The organism is Pseudomonas sp. TE6288, assembly GCF_054062095.1.
The window spans coordinates 40,153-55,137 of sequence record NZ_JBSSEW010000009.1 but is presented as its reverse complement, the minus strand read 5'-3'; the positions used below and the strand labels follow the sequence as shown (position 1 = coordinate 55,137).

The window sequence follows — 14,985 nt, the reverse complement described above, 5'->3', positions numbered from 1 at the left end:
ACACTCAGTAGCCAAGGATTTCACAGGTTTCATGGACGATAGCCTGCATGCCGCCCGCATGGGCGATCTCATTCTTCATCCGCCGCTGATGGCCGAGCTGGTCAGTGGCCTGGTCGAGGCTGCGGTCTATGCGGCGGCGGTCGCCGCGGTCGGTGCCGCCATCGGTGGCGCGGTGGTCGCGGTGGTCGGTACCGGCGGTGCCGCCGCCGTGCTCACGCCGCTGATCGCCGGGGCCATGGTCAGTGCCGCCAGCCTGCTGCCGGGTGGCGAGGACAAGAGTATTGGCGATCGCATATCCGACTTCAGCAATTGGGTCGGCAATTCCTTGTTCCCCCCGGAGCCCTACGGCGCCATCAGCAGTGGCTCGCACAACACCCGCATCAACGGCATCTTCGCCGCCCGCGCAGCCGGGGTGAGCGGTGGCCCGGTCGAAGCGCCCGCCGTGGGCGAGGAGCCGTCGATCCTCGAAAATATCGGGGCGTACGCCATGGTCGGGGCATCCATGGTGTTGCCGGTGATCGGCCTGGCCCAGGAGATCAACAGCATCTTCAACCCACCGGTGACGACCCCCGCGGCACCCGGTACGATCCCCAAGCCCCAGGACAAGGCGGTGTGCAGCAAGCACCCGCCGATGCCTGAACAGTTCGTCGCCCAAGGCTCCGACAAGGTGTTCATCAATGGCCAGCCCGCCGCCCGGGTGGGGGACAAGACCACCTGCGACGGGCCCATCGGCATGACCTTCTCGCCCAATGTACGTATCGGCGGCGGTACGCTGACAGTGCGCGACATCCATGATGGCAAGAGCGCCGCGGCGAAGATCATCGGCTTGATCGCGGGGATGCTCATCAGTCGAAGGGGAATGCTCAAAGGTCGCCGATGCGGAGTGGGCAACCCAGTGGCGCCGTCCACGGGCGGCAAGTTCCAGGACGGTCCTGAGGATGTGGACTTCAGGTTGGCGGCGCTGGTGCCGATTACCTGGGCGCGCCGCTACGACAGCAACGACAGACGTGTCGATGGCATGTTCGGCATGGGCTGGAGCGTGCCTTACGAGGTGTGCCTGGAACGTGTCGCGCACCCGGAAGGTGGAGAGCTGTGGATCTACGTCGACGAGGAGGGTGCGCGGCTGGAGCTTGGTCGCCTGCAGGTCGGCAGCGCATTCGTCAGCATTCTCGATGGTTTGGCGTTTTTCCATCAGGACAACGGTTTCACCATCGTCGAGAACATCAACAGCGGACTGTATCAGGTGTTCCATACCGATCCGCTGGAACCCCGGCGCTCGCGGCTGGTCAAGCTGGGCGACCGTAATCTCAATACCCTGGAGCTGTTCTACGACGCGCAGGGACGCCTGCAGTTTCTGGGTGACAGTTTCGCTCGCACATTCATCGAGCTGCACTACACCGAAGCCCAACCCCGTCGCGTGTCGGCGGTGCACAGGCTGTACCTGCAGGCCGGCCAGGCCTTTGCGGTCGAGCGCCGGGAATGCCTGGCACGGTATGGGTATACCCCGGCGGGCCAACTGGAACAGGTCGCCGACGGCGAAGGGCGGGTGCTGCGGCATTTCGCCTACACCGACCAGGGATTGCTGGCCAGCCATACGCTGCCCACGGGCGCGATTCGTCAGTACGAGTGGGCCTGCTTCGCCTCTGCGGCCATCCGTCGTCAGCCCTGCAGCCTCGACGGCACGCCTTATCACATGCCGCCACTGCTTGAGCCACAACCAGACCATGAGTGGCGTGTGGTGCGGCATTGGGGCAGTGATGGCGAGGAGTACCGCTTCACCTATGATCTTGAGCAAGGCCATACCCAGGTGGTCGACGGCCTGGGGCGCACCGAGCATTATCACTGGGGGGCGCTTTACGAAATCCATACCTTCCGTGATGCCTTGGGGCAATGCTGGCGGTATGACTACGTCGATGGATTGCTGCGCCGCAGTATCGACGCACAGGGGGGCGAGTGGTCCTACGGTTACGATGCCCTTGGCCGTCTGGTCGCCACGACCGATCCCCTGGGGCGTTGTGAAAGCATCGGCTACATCGAGCATTGGGCCTTGCCAGACCGTATCACCGACGGAGCAGGGCGGTTGCGTCGCTATACCTATGATCGACGGGGCAATCTGCTTGCCGAAATCGACCCGCTCGGACAACAGACCCGCTATGACTATGATCAACAGGGACGACTGGCGCGGATTGTCGATGCGCAGGGCAAGGACCGCTCGTTGCGCTGGAATGAGCGAGGCCAGCTGATTGCCACGCGTGACTGCTCAGGACAAAAGACGGCTTATCGCTATGACCCGCAGGGGTACTTGAGCGAGTTGCGCAACGCCGAAGGCGGTACCACGCGATATCGTTTCGATGCCCGTGGCAACCTGTTGCAGCGCGAACTGGCAGACGGCAGGGTCGAGCACTATCAAGTCGATGCGGCCGGCCAGCTGACAGGCCATACCGGCCCGGACCAATGCATGACCCAATGGCAGTACGACGCCAGCGGCCGGCTGCTGCAACGTACCGATGCCATGGGCCTGACCGTACGCCTGGGCTGGGATGCCTACGGCCGCCTGCAGCAGCTGGAAAACGAGAACGGCGAGTGCTACCGCTTTCAGTGGGATGCGCTGGATCGACTTCTGGCCCAGAAGAACCTCGACGGCGGTGGTTACAGCCTGTCGTACGATGCGCTGGGCAACGTCGTCCAGACGACCCTGCATCCGGCCAGTACAGCGGAGCCCGCTCTTGCGGGCAGCCCTGAGGAAGCGGACGTTCAGGTGCAGTTGCGCTGCTTCGAGCATGACGCGGCCGGGCGCCTGGTGCGCAAGCGAACCGAGGATGGGCTGACAGCGTATACCTACGATGCAGCCGACAATCTGCTGTCGATCCGTTTCAGCGACCAGGCTGGGCAATCCCGGCAACTGGACTTTGCCTATGACGCTTCAGGGCAATTGCTGGAGGAAAGCTGCGGCCCCGGGCAGCTCGGATACCGCTACGACCCGTTGGGCAACCTGCAGACCCTGACCTTGCCGGACCAGCGTCGGATCAATTACCTGCGCTACGGGAGTGGGCACCTTCACCAGCTCAACCTCGATGGCCGGGTAATCAGTGATTTCGAACGGGATGCGTTGCACGCCGAAGTCCTGCGAAGCCAGGGCGCATTGTCAACCAGGACACGCCACGACAGCACGCGGCGTCTGGTGCAGAGGGTCATCGAGTACCAGGATAGCGCACAGGCGGTGCTGCCTTTGCTGCAAAAGGATTACCGGTACGATGCCGGCAACAATCTCGTTGGCGAGGTACTGACCCAGGCCCAGCGCTGCGGCAATGGGCTGGGAGTGGAGCTCGATGAGATCATCGGGCGCTTTCAGACAGGTGCTGGTGGGCGCGTCAGCTATGACTACGGTCCCACCGAACGTATCCACGGCGCATCACGTCAGTTGCCCCACCGGCAGTCGCCGACTGTCGAACACTTCGGCTATGACCCTGCCGGGAACCTGCTTGATGGTTACCAGGTCGGTGGCCGGGTGCGCCATGACCGGGTCAAGGTGTTCCAGGACAGACGCTACCGCTACGACCGCTTTGGCCGGCTCAGCGAGAAGCGCAGCGGCAACCGCCTTGTCCAGCATTTCGAGTATGACGCCGAGCATCGGTTGGTCAGGGTCAGGCAGCAACGCGGAGCAGTCCGCGAGCGAATCGAGTTCGCCTATGATCCCTTGGGCAGGCGAGTCGACAAGCGTGTCTATCGTGACAATCATGAAGCACCCGTCAGCCGGAGCGAATTTCTGTGGCAAGGGTTGCGTCTGCTGCAGGAAGTACAGGATGGCAGGCCGAGCCTGTTCCTGTATGCCGATGCGACCAGTCACGAGCCTCTGGCCAGGGTGGATGGAGCGCCTGGCCATGAACGGGTCTTCTACTTCCACACCAATCTTGCCGGTCTGCCAGAGCAACTGACTGATGAGCGCGGCATGAGTGTCTGGCACGGCAATTTCCAGGTGTGGGGCAACAGCAGGGAGGAGTGGCACGCACCCGAACAGGTCAGTCGGCAGAACCTGCGCTTCCAGGGGCAGTACCTGGACCGGGAAACCGGGCTGCATTACAGCATGTTCAGATTCTACGACCCGGATATCGGGCGGTTCACCCAGCAAGATCCTGTCGGCCTGCTGGGTGGCGTGAACCTGTACCAGTATTCACCCAACCCGGTGACCTGGATCGATCCGCTGGGGTTGAGTTGCAGTCATGCCAAGATGCAACCTTACCGCGACGATGTCATGGTCAAGGGGCCGCACGCCGATATCTACGTCAACAACCGGAAAGTTGCCGAGGCGCGCTTGTCCGATGATGGCGACTGGTTCCGCTGGGGCGAGTTGATCAAGGACAAGAAGATGTTGAAAGAGGCGGACAAAGTCATCGGTGGCATGGGCAAGGACACCTCCATCATGACTGAAGCCGTATCGCAGACACGTCGGGCGCTTGCCGATTTCGAGCAGATCCTCAAGCACAACAAGCCCGCTACCCGCCTCTACCAGCAGGCGGAGCGAGGCGTTGTCAGGTTCAAGAAACTACTGGAAGCAATCACATGACGTTCGACGATTTTGTAAAGGGCAAGCTGCAGGTGCGGTTCGGGGCTTCTCTGGAAACACTCATGCCCGGTTTTCACAAACCCACCGTGCAGATGATCAGCGAGCCGGATCAGCGCTTCGGGGTGTTCTCGCAAGGTATCGAGTACCTGTTCGACATGAACCAGCTCTGTCTTGTGCAATATGATATTTCGCGCATCCGCACAATGTCCTTCAACCGGCATCCGATCGATGAGACGACGTCTGTGGAGGCGTTCAAGGATTACCTGACCGAGGCAGGGGTGGGCTTCGAGGAGGAGCGCAAGGATGGGCAGACCATCCTGCTGACCACGACGGGGGTGAAACTGTACTTCGATGGGCAAACGCCGTGTTTCTCCACCGCCATGAAAAGCTGGTGATCCTGTACGCAGTGCGCAGTGCCAGAAAGGGTGGCAGGGCGGTCAGGGCAGCCAGCCGGAAAGCTGCCCTGAGCCGTTTCCCCTGACGCGTTTCAGCGTTTGCCGAGGATCTTCCCGAGCATCTCTGGCCGCGGCGCGCCTTGCTGGCTTTGCAACTGCCCCTTTTCATCCTGATAGAAGATCGCCGGGGTTGCGGCCAGGCCCAGTTCTTCCATCAGCGCCAGATTCGCCTCAAGTTTTTTCTGTACCGCCTCCGGCACCTTGTCCAGCGCCTTGAGCGAGCTGGCCTTGCCGGCCTTCTCGTGTTCCTGCAAGGCCTTGGCAGGGTCCTTGGCGGCGAGCAGCGCGGCGGACTTGCCCGGACTGTCCTCGCGGATGATGCCGACCATGATGTGGCGCAGTTGCACCTTGCCCGAGTCGACCCAGGGCCGCGCCTGCTGCCAGAACATGTTGCAGTAGGGGCAGTTGGGGTCGCTGAACAGGTAGACGGTACGCGGCGCATCGACCTTGCCGTCCTGGATCCAGGCGGTCTTTTCCATCTTCGCCCACACGGCCTTGCTCATCGGTGCGTACACCAGTTTTTCCAAGGGTTCGGCGCTGAGGTCCTTGCCTTGCTCGTCGAACAGGCTGCCCACCAGGACGTGCTTGCCGTCGGGGGTGAGGTACAGGGCAATGCCGTTGTTGTGGTACTCGGCGGCATAGCCGCGCAGCCCGTCGGGGGCGTCGAAGCTGCCCTTGATCACGGCACCCTTGGCTTGCAGTTGCTGGATCGCCTTGGGCAGTTCCTCTGCTTGCAGCGTGGGGGTGGCAAGCAGGGCGAGGGTCAGGGGCAGCAGTGCATTCAATCGCATGTCAGTTTCCTTGTGGGGCGGGCGCATCGGCGCGTTCGAAGGGTTCCAGGGCGTGGCGCAGGCTGGCGCGCGACAGTTCGCCCAGGTGGCTGCCGACCAGCCGCCCTTCGGCGTTGTAGAACAGGGTGGTGGGCAGGGCCATGGAGCCGACCTTGCGGGCCAGCTCGCCCGTGCCGTCGAACAGCACGTTGGAGAGGGTCAGGCCGGTGGTGGCCATGAAGGTGCTGACGTTCTCAGGGGTCTCCCCCTGGTTGACGAACAGGAAGGTCACATGGGGATAGTCGTCCTCGGCCTGTTGCAGCACCGGCATCTCGCGGCGGCAGGGTGGGCACCAGGTGGCCCAGATGTTGATGACCAGTGGGCGGCCGCGGTAGTCGTGCAGGGCCACCGCCTGGCCGCGGCTGTCGCGCAGGCTCATGTCGGGCAGTTCGGTGCCCTTGCTGTAGAGATGGCTGGCCAGGCTGGCCAGCCCCCAGAACAGGGCGCCGCTGAACAGCGCCCAGCCCAGCGGGCGGCGCAGGCCCGGGCGGCGCCAGCCTTGCCACAGGGTGCCGAGCACGATGCCCAGCAGCCCACCCCAGAGCAGGAAGCCGCCGTCGCGGATATCGATTATTTGCAGCAGGTCGTCACGGTACATCGGCCAGTAGGCGAGGACGAAACCCAGGCGGGCGAACAGCAAGCCCAGCAGGAACAGGTTGAACAGCGCCGACTCCGGGTTTTCGCCGCCGCGCCTGGCGACCCGCCAGCCGACCAGGCTGGCGATGCCCAGCGCGGCAAGCAGCAGCAGGTGGTTGAGGGCCATGGTCAGCGGCCCGAGGGTGACGGTGAGCATCAGCCTTGGCTCCTGGTCTGGGCCCAGTGCTGGAGTAATCCGGCGGCGTCGATTTCACCGGTGATACGGCGGGCGCGGCGCTCGTCGCCCTCCGGGCCGACCCAGATCAGGCTGGGCGGGCCCGGCACCTGGTAGCGTTGCAGCAACTCGCGGCTGGCCGGGGAGTCGGCGGTCACATCCAGGCGCAGCAGGTGTACGCCGTCAAGACTGGTCTGGACATCGGCACGGGCGAACACCTGTTTCTCCATGACTTTGCACGACACGCACCAGTCGGCGTAGTAGTCCACCAGTACCCACTGTCCACGTGCCTTGGCGGCATCGAGTTCACGTTGCAGCTCGGCCGGTGCGCTGACGGTGACAAAGGCGTCGTGGCCGCTGGCGGGGGCCGTGGCCGTGCTCTTGCCGGCAAAAGGCTGCAAAGGCTGCCACACATCATTGCCACCGGCTGCGGCGCCCACCAACAACAGGCCGCCCCACAGCGCGCCCAGCAGTGGGATAGCACGCAAGGCGGGCAGGCGCTGCAGGGCTGGCCAGGCGGCCCAGCCCAGAGCGATCAACCAGGCACCGGCCAGGGCCAGCACCAGCGTTTCCGGCAGCAGGCCGCGCACGGTGTACAGGGCCATGGCCAGGAACACGAAGCCGAACAAGCCCTTGACCAGGTTCATCCAGGCGCCTGGGCGTGGCAGGTAGCGATTGCCCAGGGTGACCAGCAGCAACAGCGGGACACCCATGCCCAGGCCGAGGGTGAACAGCACCAGTGCCCCTTGCAGCACGTCGCCGCTCTGGGCGATGAACAGCAGCGCGCCGGCCAGGGGCGCGGTCATGCAGGGGCCCAGCAGCAAGCCCGACAGGGCGCCCAGCAGCGCCGCGCCATACAGGTTGCCACCACGGGTGCCTTGCCCGGCGCGGTCCAGGCGGTCACGCAGGGCGGCGGGCAGTTGCAGTTCGAAAGCGCCGAACATGGGCAGGGCGAGCAGCACGAACAAACCAGCCAGGCTGCCCAGCAGCCAGGGTTGTTGCAGCCAGGCTTGCAGGCTGGCGCCCAGCAGCGCGGCGATCACGCCGAGGGCGGCATAGACCAGCGCCATGCTCAGCACATAGATGCCGGCCAGCCACCAGCCACGTCGGGCACTGGCGCCATTGCCCAGGACCAGCCCGGCGAGGATCGGCAGCATTGGCAGCGAGCACGGGGTGAAGGCCAGCAGCAGGCCCAGGCCGAAGAATGCCAGCAGGCTCCAGGCCAGGCTATCCTGCTGCAAGGTGCCGGCCAGGGCCTGGTCGCTGGCCTGGTCGGCAGCCGGTGTTGCCGCAGCCGCCCCGCCCAGGGCGATCGGGGTGGTCTGCGGCGGATAGCATAGCCCTGCGTCCGCGCAGCCTTGCCAGCCCAGGCGCAGTTCCCCGCTGGCGCTGGCCGGCAGCAGCAGTTCGAGTTGGGTGCGGTAGACCGCGCTGTCGCCGAAGAACTCATCGTGATGGTTCTCGGCCTGGGGCAGGGGCGGGTGCTGCTCGGGGGGCAGGCCGTCGAACTTCAGGCGCTTCTGGTAGAGGTAGTAGCCGTCCTTGATCTGGAAATGCAGGCGCGTCTGGCCGTTTTCCAGGCGGTCGTGAGTCAGCACGAAGGCTTCGTTCACCGGCAGGAAGTCCGGTTTGACCGCGAACGGGTTGGCCTGTAGGGGGCCGGCGAGCAGGAATGTCAGGAAAAGCAGGAGAACACGCATGTCGACGCCTTGGCAGAACTTTGAAGGAGGCCATGCTGGCCTTGGGTTATTAACTGAAGGTTAAGCTGGTCCTAGGACCGTCGGTGGGGGCGTTGCAGCGCCTGATGCTATCAGCCCGACGAACGTCGCCAAACCGGTTCATAATCCCCCCTTAATGATGAACCTGTGCAATGCCATCTTCCCCACCCAGGAGCCCCCCCATGCACGTTCTGCTCTGCGAGGACGATGACCTGATCGCCAGCGGCATCTGCGCCGGTCTCTCGGCCCAAGGCCTGACCGTGGACCGGGTGGCCAGCGCCTCGCAGGCTCGGCAGATGCTGCAGACCGCGAAGTTCGACGTGATGATCCTCGATCTGGGCCTGCCCGACGAAGATGGCCTGAAGCTGTTGCGCCGCCTGCGCCAGCAGGGCGAGATCCTGCCGGTGCTGGTGCTCACCGCCCGTGACGCGGTCACCGACCGGGTCGATGGCCTGCAGGCCGGTGCCGACGATTACCTGCTCAAGCCCTTCGACCTGCGCGAACTCGCCGCCCGCTTGCACACCCTGCTGCGTAGGGTGGCCGGGCGGGCGGTGAACGTGATCGAGCATGGTCCGCTGCGCTACGACCCCAGCAGTTGCGAGGCGACCCTGGCTGGTCGGCCACTGGACCTGTCGCGGCGCGAACAGGCGCTGCTCCAGGCGCTGCTGCAGAATCCGGGGCGCGTGCTTTCCAGCGAGCAGCTCAAGGATTGCGTCTATGGCTTCGGCGACGAAGTCGAGAGCAATGCGCTGAACGTGCATATCCACCACCTGCGGCGCAAGCTGGGCAACAGCATCGTCGAGACCGTGCGCGGCCTGGGTTACCGCCTGGGCCCGGCCCAGGCGCCGGAGGAGGCCGCATCATGAGCCTGCGGGTACGCCTGTCACTGATCCTCGGCAGCGTGTTCATCGTCATCTGGGCACTGGCGGCGGCGTGGATGCTGCGTGACCTGCGCCAGCAGATGATGTTTTCCCTCGACCAGCGGCTGGTGGCCTCGGCGCGCATGGTCGCGGGGCTGATCGACCAGTTGCCGCAGCCGCTGACCGCCAAGGGGCAGGACGCGCATTTCTCCGCTGACCAGTTCAGTGTGCCGGATGGCATGGCCTGCCAGGTCAGCTCGTTGCGTGGCGAGATCCTCGCCAGCAACCACAAGCACGATGGCGCCATGGACGACGAGCGCAGTGGGTTCCGTGACCAGACCATCGATGGCGCCTCATGGCGTACCTTCACCTACAACCATGGCGACGTGCGTATCACCACCGCCGACCGTCACCAGGAGCGCGAGGCGCTGAACCAGTCGATCCTGCTGGCGGCCTCGGCACCGGTGCTGATGGCCCTGCTGGGCAGCCTGGGGTTGTTGTGGATCGGCTTGGGCAAGGGCCTGGAACCGCTCAATCGCATGCGCGACGCCTTGCGCAGGCGCCGCGCCGACAGCGTCGAGCCGTTGCAGGTGGCCGGCCTGCCCAGCGAACTGCAACCGCTGCTCGACACCCAGAACCAGCTGTTCCTGCGCATCGCCCAGACCCTCGAGCGCGAACGCCGCCTGACCGACGACGCCGCCCATGAACTGCGCAGCCCGTTGACCGCGATCAAGACCCACCTGCAGGTGGCGCGCATGACTGACGGCGCGGTGCGCGAACAGGCCCTGGAACACGCCGAGCAGGGTACCGACCGCATGCACCGCACGTTGGAGCAGTTGCTGATGCTGGCGCGGGTCGAGGGCAGCCTGTCGTTCGATGACGGTGTGCAGTGCAGCGCCGCCCAGGTTGCCCGGCAGGCCATCGAGGATGCCGGGGGCGGCGACAACCGCCGTATTCACCTGCATCTGCCCGACGAAGCGGCCAGGGTCTACCTGGGCATGCCGGCGCCGCTGGCGGTGGCGGCACTGCGCAACCTGCTGGACAATGCCCTGCGCCATGGCGGTGATGCCGCCGTGGAGCTGGATGTGCAGGCGCAGGACGGCCAGGTGGATTTCCTCGTGCGCGACCATGGTCCAGGTATCGCGCCGGCAGATCTCGAACACCTGACCGAGCGTTTCTGGCGCAACGGCCAGAGCGGTGGCTGCGGCCTGGGGCTGGCGATCGTCCAGGCCATCGTCCAGCGCTGTTCTGGCAACCTGCGTTTCGACAGCCAGGCCGATGGCTTGCGGGTGTGCCTGCAGGTGCCGGCACGCTCGGGGAGTTGAGTTCATACCTATCGCGGGGCAAGCCCGCTCCCACGCAATTCGCATCCGCGCGACTGCTCTTGCCGGGCCAGCGCATGGCGTGGGAGCGGGCTTGCCCCGCGACAGAGGCCGCAGATCCTCAACAAATCCGACGGCAACCGCTAAATCCGCACCTCGCTGAAGCGTTTTTCAAGCGATAAGAACCCGACACACATCCGGTTACAGGGCGCGTGGCGGGCACATTCGCTTGCTTGCGAGGGATTTTCCGATGTCGACCGCTTCCAGCCTTGCCCAGGTGCTGCCGGCCACCGCGCCGCGCCCCCTGTACGAATTCGAGGATTCGCCCCTGCTGTTGCGCCAGCAACAGCAGGAGTCCAACGCCCGCAGCTACCCGCGACGCATCCCGCTGGCGCTCAAGCGCGCCCGAGGCCTGTACGTCGAGGACGTCGAGGGCCGCCAATTCATCGACTGCCTGGCCGGTGCTGGCACGCTGGCCCTGGGTCACAACCATCCGGTGGTGATCGACGCGATCCAGCGCGTGCTGGCTGACGAGCTGCCACTGCATACCCTGGACCTGACCACGCCGGTCAAGGACCAGTTCGTCCAGGACCTGTTCGGCCTGTTGCCCGAGGGCCTGCGCGGCGAAGCCAAGATCCAGTTCTGCGGCCCGACCGGTACCGATGCGGTGGAGGCCGCGCTCAAGCTGGTGCGTACCGTGACTGGGCGCAGCACCGTGCTGGCGTTCCAGGGCGCCTACCATGGCATGACCCAGGGCGCCCTGAGCCTGATGGGCAGCCTGGGGCCGAAAAAGCCACTTGGCGCGCTGCTGAACAATGGCGTGCAGTTCCTGCCCTATCCCTATGACTACCGCTGCCCGTTCGGCCTGGGTGGCGAGGCGGGCGTGCGCGCCAACCTGCACTACCTGGAAAACCTGCTGAACGACCCCGAGGCCGGGGTGGCGCTGCCAGCGGCGGTGATCGTCGAGGTGGTGCAGGGCGAGGGCGGTGTGATCCCTGCCGATATCGAGTGGTTGCGCGGGCTGCGGCGGATCACCGAGCAGGCCGGGGTGGCGCTGATCGTCGACGAGATCCAGAGCGGCTTCGCCCGCACTGGCAAGATGTTCGCCTTCGAGCACGCCGGCATCGTGCCTGACGTGGTCACCCTGTCCAAGGCCATCGGCGGCAGCCTGCCGCTGGCGGTGATGGTCTACCGCGACTGGCTCGACCAGTGGTCGCCGGGTGCGCACGCCGGCACTTTCCGTGGCAATCAGATGGCGATGGCGGCGGGCTCTGCGGTGATGAAGTACCTGGTCGAGCACCGTCTGTGCGAGCACGCCGAGGCCATGGGCCAGCGCTTGCGTGGGCACCTGCAGCGGTTGCAGCAGGACTATCCGCAGCTCGGCGATATTCGTGGCCGTGGCTTGATGCTGGGCGTGGAGTTGGTGGATCCGGCGGGCAAGCGCGACGCGCAGGGGCATCCGCCGGCATGCCGCAGCCTGGCGCCGAAGGTGCAGCGCGAGTGCCTGCGCCGCGGCCTGATCCTCGAGCTGGGCGGTCGCCATGGTGCTGTGGTGCGCTTCCTGCCGCCGTTGATCATCAGTGCCGAGCAGATCGATGAAGTGGCGGCAAGATTTGCCGAAGCCGTCGCGGCGGCGGTCAAGGCCGGTTGATGTTCCGGGGCTGCGTTCAGCCCCTTCGTCCATTGCCGGCGATGGGGCGCAAGGCGCCCCTGCTCGTTGCTCAGTCGAACACGCGCCCGGCGCGCCAGTAACCCATCAGGGTCAGGCTTTCTCGCGGCAGCTCGCGCTCCTTGATCAGGTAGCGGCGGATGTCCATGACAGTCCCCGATTCCCCGGCGACCCAGGCATGGAAGTCGCCGTGTTCGCCGCAGGCCTGTTCCCACAGGATGCTTTCGTCGATATCCACGTCTTCCAGCTCGACCGTCGACGCGCCACGCGGCGCCGGCAGGCTGGCCAGCTCGCGCACGGCGTGCTGCATGCCTTGGCCGTGCTCGCTGCGCAGCAGGTCGCGTGGCAGCCAGTGCAGGCGGGTGGCCGGGCTCTGGCGCAGGTCGAGACAGTCGGCTTCCAACGGGACTTCGATGAAGGCTTCCACTGCCAGCTCCGGCGCGGTCGTGGCCAGCTGTTCGAGGATGCCGGCAATCGCCGGCAGGGCGGTTTCGTCGCCGACCAGCAGAATGCGCCGGGCGCTGCGTGGCGGTTTCCATTCATAGCCGCCGGGGTCGTCGGCATATGCCAGGTTGGGGGCGACCATCTGCAGGCGGTCGCCGACGCGGGCATGGGTGGCCCAGGCCGAGGCGGGGCCATTGACGCCGTGCAGGACAAAGTCCACATCCACCTCCAGCGCCTCGCGGCGCAGGGCGCGGATGGTGTAGGTGCGCATGGGCGGCATGTCTTGCGCCGGCAGTTCGCGCCGCGCCTGCTGCCATTGCGCGTGCTTGGGCAGGTTGGATGGCGCGCCGGCTGGCGTCGGAAACAGCAACTTCACACGCTGGTCGGGGGCCAGGGTGGTCATCTGCGCGACGTCCTCGCCGGTGAAGACGAAGCGCGTCAGTGAGGGGCTCAGGGTTTCGATGGCCTTGAGGTCGAGGTCGAAGAGCCGGTAGGGCGTGGCCTGGGCAGCAGGTGCCAGGCGGGCAAGCGGGGAGGTCATGGGCATGCCTCTGTCAGCGGGAGATACCCATCAGACGAGCGCACTGCGCGGTTAATTAGCCGGGGTGAGCCGCGCCTAAATTTCCCTGGCCCGCCTACGTTCTAGCTTGGATAGCAGTCGCGGCACGCGAAGACGGATTGAGGCGCAATGACAATTTCCCGACGAGGATTCATCGCCGGCCTGGCTGTGGCAGGCGCCACAGGCACGGCGGCCTATTACGCGCACAAGCAACTGACCCATGACCCCGAGGACGACATCGTCACGCCTGGGGAAGCCAGCGTCGAGCTGGCCGACTACGCAGGCCAGATGCTCGCGGACCAACTGCGCGGCGTCTGGGAAATCCGCTTCGAGGGTGCCGAGCGCGGCCTGGATGGGCTGCCCCAGCAAGGTGTCGAGATGTTCCTCGACGTCGCCACCAAGGGGCGCGGCCTGCGCGGTTTCGTCGATACCGGCGAGCGCTTGCGTGGGGCTGGCGAGCCGGCCTACCGCGTGCTGGGTGACCTGGTCGGTGCCAGCAGCGCGCAGGTGCGCTGGCGCCTGATCAACCAGCATGGCGGGCCGGGCTATGAGTGCGTGGCCAGTCTGGACGAAGTCTGGGCCGAATTCGCCAATGCCGGCAGCGGCACGCTGACCGGGCGCGTGCAGCGTCTGGATCGGCCGCTGACGCTGCCGGTGCCCGACAGCCGTTTCGTCGCAGTCAAGCGATTGTTCCCCGAGGCCCGTGAACGCCTGCCTTACACCCCCGAGATGCTGGCCTGGGTGGTCGGTGCCGAACACCGCTTGTTCCACCAGCTCTGGCATGCCACCCGTGACCAGTGGCACAAATTGCCGCGCAACAAGCAGGACGCCCTGCGTGGCCTGGGCTGGCAGCCCGGGCCCAGGGACCATGAGCGCGATGCCCGTGGCCCGCGCAAGCACCGCAATGGCTCGGGCATCGATTTCCTGTTCATGCACCGGCACATGCTGATGTATGCACGCACCTTGCAGGACCTGCCCTCGTGGCAGCGCTTCCCGCTGCCGCAGCCGAGCGTCGAGTTCGACCGCGCAGGCTTTGCCCGCTATTTCGACAACCACGACGGCTACTGCGTGCCGCCAACCTGGCAGGCGCCGGGCGACGAAGCCTATGGCCAGTGGGTTGGGGCGATCAAGGCCGGCGAAACCTACTGCAGCAACTTCCAGGTGTGGGAGTCGCAGTACCAGGACCCGTTGTACCTGTCGAAGCTGACCCTTGGGGCTTTCGGTTCGGAACTGGAGATGAACCTGCACGACTGGCTGCACATGTGCTGGGCGTCGGTGCCGCGTGATCCGAACAATGGCGCGCCGGTGCCGTTCGCCCGTGACCAGGCAGACTTTGCCGCGCGCTGGTTCGAGCCCGAAAACGATTTTCTCGGCGATCCGTTCTCGTCCCATGTCAATCCGGTGTTCTGGGGTTTCCATGGCTGGATCGACGACCGCATCGACGACTGGTTCCGTGCCCATGAGCGCTATCACCCCGGTCAGGTACGGCGCCTGGAGGTCAATGGCGTGCCCTGGTTCGCCCCGGGTCGCTGGGTCGAAGCCGGCGACCCGTGGCTGGGCCCGGACACCCATGGCTGCAGCACGCAGCCAGGCATGCGCCTGGGCAAGTCGGTGGAGATGGACGTGGAGACCATGAAGTTGGCCCTGCGTATCACGTTCGGTAACGAAGAAAAGCTCGATAGCCTGCTGCGCAAGGTGCCGCAACGCCCTTGGTACGCGCGCCACCTGTCACTGAAAAACATCGTGCCCTGAT

Annotated in this window: 10 protein-coding genes; 6 read left to right on the top strand and 4 right to left on the bottom strand. The window is 65.5% G+C overall.

Annotation, left to right across the window (positions count from 1 at the left end; genetic code table 11):
• The first annotated feature begins 31 nt into the window (after positions 1 to 31).
• On the top strand, positions 32 to 4,564 hold the full coding sequence (locus ACVWY1_RS11045; protein ID WP_457378270.1) for an RHS repeat-associated core domain-containing protein: 4,533 nt from the start codon (positions 32 to 34) through the stop codon (positions 4,562 to 4,564).
• Entirely contained in the window at positions 4,561 to 4,959 is a 399-nt protein-coding gene (locus ACVWY1_RS11040; RefSeq protein ID WP_102684967.1) for a hypothetical protein, read from the top strand. Before ACVWY1_RS11045 ends, ACVWY1_RS11040 begins: the two co-directional genes overlap by 4 nt.
• A gap of 92 nt (positions 4,960 to 5,051) precedes the next feature.
• On the opposite strand, the gene dsbG is transcribed toward ACVWY1_RS11040, so the two are convergent.
• Genes dsbG through dsbD form a run of 3 tightly spaced genes read right to left on the bottom strand, consistent with a single transcriptional unit; the run spans position 5,052 to position 8,360 of the window.
• Complete coding sequence (dsbG, locus tag ACVWY1_RS11035) at positions 5,052 to 5,810, bottom strand: thiol:disulfide interchange protein DsbG (RefSeq protein ID WP_102684968.1); 759 nt, start codon at positions 5,808 to 5,810, stop codon at positions 5,052 to 5,054.
• A 1-nt stretch (position 5,811) separates the two neighbouring features.
• Positions 5,812 to 6,642, bottom strand: a complete 831-nt coding sequence (locus ACVWY1_RS11030) for a TlpA family protein disulfide reductase (RefSeq protein ID WP_457378269.1) — start codon at positions 6,640 to 6,642, stop codon at positions 5,812 to 5,814.
• Positions 6,642 to 8,360 carry a protein-disulfide reductase DsbD gene (gene dsbD, locus ACVWY1_RS11025; RefSeq protein WP_457378268.1) on the bottom strand — a complete coding sequence of 573 codons (1,719 nt, stop codon included), beginning with the start codon at positions 8,358 to 8,360 and terminating at the stop codon, positions 6,642 to 6,644. Before dsbD ends, ACVWY1_RS11030 begins: the two co-directional genes overlap by 1 nt.
• 200 nt (positions 8,361 to 8,560) lie before the next feature.
• Between dsbD and ACVWY1_RS11020 the strand changes: the two genes are divergently transcribed.
• The 3 genes from ACVWY1_RS11020 (at position 8,561) to ACVWY1_RS11010 (ending at position 12,211) form a co-directional block, all read left to right on the top strand.
• Positions 8,561 to 9,244 (top strand): response regulator, encoded by a 684-nt coding sequence (locus ACVWY1_RS11020; RefSeq protein WP_102683106.1) that lies wholly within the window; start codon positions 8,561 to 8,563, stop codon positions 9,242 to 9,244.
• Positions 9,241 to 10,563: an ATP-binding protein gene (locus ACVWY1_RS11015; protein WP_457378267.1), complete on the top strand. Its 1,323-nt coding sequence runs from the start codon at positions 9,241 to 9,243 to the stop codon at positions 10,561 to 10,563. Before ACVWY1_RS11020 ends, ACVWY1_RS11015 begins: the two co-directional genes overlap by 4 nt.
• Positions 10,564 to 10,810: 247 nt before the next feature.
• Positions 10,811 to 12,211, top strand: a complete 1,401-nt coding sequence (locus tag ACVWY1_RS11010) for an aspartate aminotransferase family protein (RefSeq protein ID WP_102683108.1) — start codon at positions 10,811 to 10,813, stop codon at positions 12,209 to 12,211.
• Between the two features lie 70 nt (positions 12,212 to 12,281).
• On the opposite strand, the gene ACVWY1_RS11005 is transcribed toward ACVWY1_RS11010, so the two are convergent.
• Positions 12,282 to 13,214, bottom strand: a complete 933-nt coding sequence (locus ACVWY1_RS11005; protein ID WP_457378266.1) for a siderophore-interacting protein — start codon at positions 13,212 to 13,214, stop codon at positions 12,282 to 12,284.
• A 147-nt stretch (positions 13,215 to 13,361) separates the two neighbouring features.
• On the opposite strand from ACVWY1_RS11005, the gene pvdP reads away from it, so the two are divergent.
• Entirely contained in the window at positions 13,362 to 14,984 is a 1,623-nt protein-coding gene (gene pvdP, locus ACVWY1_RS11000; RefSeq protein WP_277503304.1) for a pyoverdine maturation tyrosinase PvdP, read from the top strand.
• The last annotated feature ends 1 nt before the right edge of the window (position 14,985 follow it).

What these genes read in the sequence shown, in the direction of transcription:
- ACVWY1_RS11045 (WP_457378270.1), top strand. Translation starts at nt 32, where the DNA reads ATGGACGATAGCCTGCATGCCGCCCGCATGGGCGATCTCATTCTTCAT.
- dsbG (WP_102684968.1), bottom strand. Translation starts at nt 5,810, where the DNA reads ATGCGATTGAATGCACTGCTGCCCCTGACCCTCGCCCTGCTTGCCACC.
- ACVWY1_RS11030 (WP_457378269.1), bottom strand. Translation starts at nt 6,642, where the DNA reads ATGCTCACCGTCACCCTCGGGCCGCTGACCATGGCCCTCAACCACCTG.
- pvdP (WP_277503304.1), top strand. Translation starts at nt 13,362, where the DNA reads ATGACAATTTCCCGACGAGGATTCATCGCCGGCCTGGCTGTGGCAGGC.
- ACVWY1_RS11020 (WP_102683106.1), top strand. Translation starts at nt 8,561, where the DNA reads ATGCACGTTCTGCTCTGCGAGGACGATGACCTGATCGCCAGCGGCATC.
- ACVWY1_RS11040 (WP_102684967.1), top strand. Translation starts at nt 4,561, where the DNA reads ATGACGTTCGACGATTTTGTAAAGGGCAAGCTGCAGGTGCGGTTCGGG.
- dsbD (WP_457378268.1), bottom strand. Translation starts at nt 8,360, where the DNA reads ATGCGTGTTCTCCTGCTTTTCCTGACATTCCTGCTCGCCGGCCCCCTA.
- ACVWY1_RS11010 (WP_102683108.1), top strand. Translation starts at nt 10,811, where the DNA reads ATGTCGACCGCTTCCAGCCTTGCCCAGGTGCTGCCGGCCACCGCGCCG.
- ACVWY1_RS11015 (WP_457378267.1), top strand. Translation starts at nt 9,241, where the DNA reads ATGAGCCTGCGGGTACGCCTGTCACTGATCCTCGGCAGCGTGTTCATC.
- ACVWY1_RS11005 (WP_457378266.1), bottom strand. Translation starts at nt 13,214, where the DNA reads ATGACCTCCCCGCTTGCCCGCCTGGCACCTGCTGCCCAGGCCACGCCC.